This window comes from Candidatus Bandiella numerosa, from assembly GCF_021811875.1.
Lineage (GTDB): Bacteria > Pseudomonadota > Alphaproteobacteria > Rickettsiales > Midichloriaceae > Aquirickettsia > Aquirickettsia numerosa_A.
Window position 1 is genome coordinate 1 of the sequence record NZ_JAJBJD010000119.1, and the last position, 3,433, is coordinate 3,433.

5 protein-coding genes, 1 tRNA gene and 1 pseudogene are annotated in these 3,433 nt (G+C 33.7%); 4 read left to right on the forward strand and 3 right to left on the reverse strand.

Annotated elements, in window-relative coordinates; all coding sequences use genetic code 11:
- Nucleotides 1–194, forward strand: a pseudogene (locus L8D11_RS04265) (hypothetical protein); the annotation flags it as partial.
- A gap of 126 nt (nt 195–320) precedes the next feature.
- Nucleotides 321–397, forward strand: a tRNA-Val gene (locus tag L8D11_RS04270).
- Nucleotides 398–413: 16 nt separating this feature from the next.
- Here L8D11_RS04270 and L8D11_RS04275 read toward each other — a convergent pair.
- Nucleotides 414–863: an HK97 family phage prohead protease gene (locus tag L8D11_RS04275; protein ID WP_236870437.1), complete on the reverse strand. Its 450-nt coding sequence runs from the start codon at nt 861–863 to the stop codon at nt 414–416.
- Between the two features lie 28 nt (nt 864–891).
- On the opposite strand from L8D11_RS04275, the gene L8D11_RS04280 reads away from it, so the two are divergent.
- Nucleotides 892–1,311, forward strand: coding sequence for an EVE domain-containing protein (locus L8D11_RS04280; protein WP_236870438.1), 420 nt, complete (start codon nt 892–894; stop codon nt 1,309–1,311).
- A 99-nt stretch (nt 1,312–1,410) separates the two neighbouring features.
- Here L8D11_RS04280 and L8D11_RS04285 read toward each other — a convergent pair whose 3' ends face one another.
- Nucleotides 1,411–1,686 carry a hypothetical protein gene (locus L8D11_RS04285; RefSeq protein ID WP_236870439.1) on the reverse strand — a complete coding sequence of 92 codons (276 nt, stop codon included), beginning with the start codon at nt 1,684–1,686 and terminating at the stop codon, nt 1,411–1,413.
- A 7-nt stretch (nt 1,687–1,693) separates the two neighbouring features.
- A complete protein-coding gene (locus L8D11_RS04290) occupies nt 1,694–1,957 on the reverse strand; it encodes a hypothetical protein (protein WP_236870440.1) in 264 nt (87 codons plus the stop codon).
- 244 nt (nt 1,958–2,201) lie between these two features.
- On the opposite strand from L8D11_RS04290, the gene L8D11_RS04295 reads away from it, so the two are divergent.
- On the forward strand, nt 2,202–3,056 hold the full coding sequence (locus L8D11_RS04295; RefSeq protein ID WP_236870441.1) for an outer membrane beta-barrel protein: 855 nt from the start codon (nt 2,202–2,204) through the stop codon (nt 3,054–3,056).
- Nucleotides 3,057–3,433: the final 377 nt, after the last annotated feature.

Here is a 3,433-nt window from a genome sequence, read left to right on the forward strand (position 1 = left end):
TACCATATACAAGCAGTATTGCAGAGACTATAGTAGAGTCTCAAATAAATACTAGATTCAAGCGAAAACAAAAAATGCAGTGGACCAGAGAGAATGCTCACAATGTTTTGCAGATTAAAGCGACTATGTCCTCTAATGAGTGGAATCTTTATGAAGCAAATATTGACAATGAGTTGATTCTAAAAGTTGCTTAACGCTATCTAATATTTATGCTTCCTATTAATGTTGTTGAAAAATTAAAATCTCTTGAATAACGCTCCGTTTATCTGTATAGAATTAGGAGTCGTCTTAAAAAATGAAACGATGTTTATGCGCTTATTGGGTGATTAGCTCAGCTGGTTAGAGTACTACGTTGACATCGTAGGGGTCGGTGGTTCGAGTCCACTATCACCCACCATTTACCATATATTTGGTCAAGTGGACAAGGCAATCACCTCAGCAAATTCATTTGCGGGAAAAGTCACAACACTTACCTCCCAAAGTTTTATTTTTGTAATACACCTAATATCGCCATGATAGTAAAAATCCACCACTTCATATCCAATGCTTAAATGGTCAGTAACCTTGTTTTGAATTAAAATATAAGCTTCCCTCCCTAAGTTCAAATTTAGAAAAATTCTCCCCTCGACATAAAGTCCTTTTTCATTTTCATATGCCTTATCTATAATACCTATTGGATGATGATGATTGTGCTGCCATAATAGCTTCACTCCATCAATTTTATTTCCAACAAATGCATTAGGCAAAATCATATCACCAGCATAATCCACTATGTTAAACACACTGGCATAGCCGTGAAAATACCCACTCTCATCAAAATTTAGTAAATTTAGATTGTTATTTTCTAAACGATTTGCAATCATAGTCATTATCCTTTTAATATTTTTTAATATGAATTATTGGTTAGTAAAATCTGAACCAAGCTCCTATTCTTGGTCACAAATGCAGCAAGACAAAGTCTCTGCCTGGGATGGAGTAAGAAATTATCAAGCCAGAAACAACCTGCGCCTAATGAAACTTGGTGATTTAGCATTTTTCTATCATTCAAACCAAGAAAAAGCCATTAAGGGGCTAATTAAAGTTGTGAAGGAATACTACCCAGACCCCACAGATGAATCTGGAAGATTTGACATGGTTGATTTTGAATATGTCACTTCTTTGAAAAAATCCATTTCGCTTGCTGAAATCAAACAAAATGAAAATTTGCAAAATATTGCATTAGTCAAGCAATCTAGGCTTTCTGTCATGCCAATCACTCAATATGAATATAACATCATTATTGAACTTTCAAAAAAGCCAGCTATAGCTTGAGTCAAATAGATAGTGACAAGGAGTGATGAGCAAAGTGTAATTATCCTACATGAACGAGGAGTGCCGATGTCAATGCATATCTGACTTATGCTATATAACTTATAAATATGCACTATCATGGTCAACATGTAGCGTTAACAGCCTAATATACTCATCTTCTCTTAATGCCAATCCTCTATATTTTTGAGAAAATCTAAAAGAATAAATTCGCTTACCATTATATTGTTTGGAAAGTATAATTTCCCACTTCAAACCTCTATTTGAATACACCTCCTCCCATGTCATTTTATGTATCTTTTTCAAGGTTGAAAGCAACGCAGTTTGCTGTTTTTTCTCTAATTGGAATAAATCTGCTTGGAACTGGGGATTATTCATATCCACTTTAGGCATTTTCTATTTCTCTTGCAATCTCGTCAAAATTATCTTTGGGTTTATTCTTCTTTACCCACTCAAATGCCCTGTCTAATTTTGTAACATTAGCTTTTTCGTGCAACCACTCTTCAGATTCAGGGATAAAATGGCCACTTTTAATTATCCACGTTCCATCGTCCACTTGCTCAATTGCCACCGTCTTTCCTGCAAATGCTTTTCCTAAAGAGAGTTGCCCATTGGCCCCAATTGTCTTTATACTTTGTATGTTTAGCATTTCAGCTATTTACCTATTTTATTAAATTACTATTTCACTATATCACTAATATATAAAATTATATATATTTTTTTCAAACATGTTATTTAATTCACAAGTGTAGATGTGTATGATTTTCACCACACTTATAAAAAATTTTCAAAAATATGCTAATTTTTATTTGCGCTATCATTCCAAGTGGTATTTAACTGTAATCAATTAAGGATTTTTGTTCTTAGGAAATAATTTAAAAAGGTAATTATCAATGAAAAAAATACTACTTACAACTGTTGCAGTTGCAGCGTTTGCTCAAGGTGCATCAGCTTTAGAAGCTGGCAAAATGTATGTTAGAGCTGACCTAGGCTACAATTTCTCAAGCCCAAAATTAAATGAAAAAATTGCTAAAGGAAAAGATGATACAACAGCACTTTTCCAAAAAACAAGCCAAAGCAATAGACTTAAAGGATTTGCTGGTGACCTTGGTTTTGGTTATGCACTTTCAGACAGCGTTAGAACAGATGTTACAATTAACATGTCTCAAGGTAAGAAAAATCTTAAAGGCATTACATTAACAAATGCAATAGGTAAAGTTGCTAGTGGAGCTTATTCTGACAAAGATGGTAAAAATTATGTTAATCCAAATTCTGATGGTGCAAAATTATTAACTTCAACTGTTAACCTTAAAGAGAGAAAATTAGGTTTAATGGCTAATGCTTATTATGACTTCAACAATGCTTCAGAATTCACTCCATATGTAATGGCTGGTGTTGGTGTTAACAGAGGTTCATTAGAAGGAAAAATTTCAGGTTATGAAGAAGGTACAACTGGTGCTCTTAAAGCAGCTTCTGAAACAATTAAATCTAAAAACCTAACAAGTTTTGCTTACCAAGTTGGTGTTGGTGTTGGTTATGAAGTTGTAAAAGATATTACTTTAGATGTTGGTTACAAAATGTCTGGAACAACAGGAAATTACAAATTCAAAGCTTCTGATTATGCTGCTAATGCTGGAACAACTCCTGCTGGAATCTTAAATGCCCTTGGTGTTACAGATGCAAATAATAAAGCTGGCTCGCCAAAATTACAACACACTTTAACTGCTGGTGTTAGATTTGCATTCTAATTTAACTAATTGTTGAATTAAATTCATTTCTTACCTAAGAAGTGTTTAAAAGCCTTGGGGTTAACCTCCTAAGGCTTTTTTTTATTCTTCCAACCCTTCCCTGTGTCGTTATCACTATTAAATTGTATCACCGCCTTTAATTGGTGCTAGCCCCACTTGTTTACGTTTTTCATTAATTGTCATAAAGCTTACTTTTTCCAATCTTTCCCAAATCGCCTCTCTTTTACTTGCCAAAGCTGAAATTTTGTCCTGGAAGCATAAATATTAGATAGCGTATAAATAGGAAAAGTGCTAACCTTTGACCTAAAACAATACAGGTATCAAATGGATTTTGAAATAATAGTAAGAAAAAAAGAAAAAGGCGAGGTAGTATCAGA

Excerpts from the sequence above, each read along its gene's own strand:
- L8D11_RS04275 (WP_236870437.1), bottom strand. The coding sequence starts at position 863 with ATGATTGCAAATCGTTTAGAAAATAACAATCTAAATTTACTAAATTTT.
- L8D11_RS04280 (WP_236870438.1), top strand. The coding sequence starts at position 892 with ATGAATTATTGGTTAGTAAAATCTGAACCAAGCTCCTATTCTTGGTCA.
- L8D11_RS04285 (WP_236870439.1), bottom strand. The coding sequence starts at position 1,686 with ATGAATAATCCCCAGTTCCAAGCAGATTTATTCCAATTAGAGAAAAAA.
- L8D11_RS04290 (WP_236870440.1), bottom strand. The coding sequence starts at position 1,957 with ATGCTAAACATACAAAGTATAAAGACAATTGGGGCCAATGGGCAACTC.
- L8D11_RS04295 (WP_236870441.1), top strand. The coding sequence starts at position 2,202 with ATGAAAAAAATACTACTTACAACTGTTGCAGTTGCAGCGTTTGCTCAA.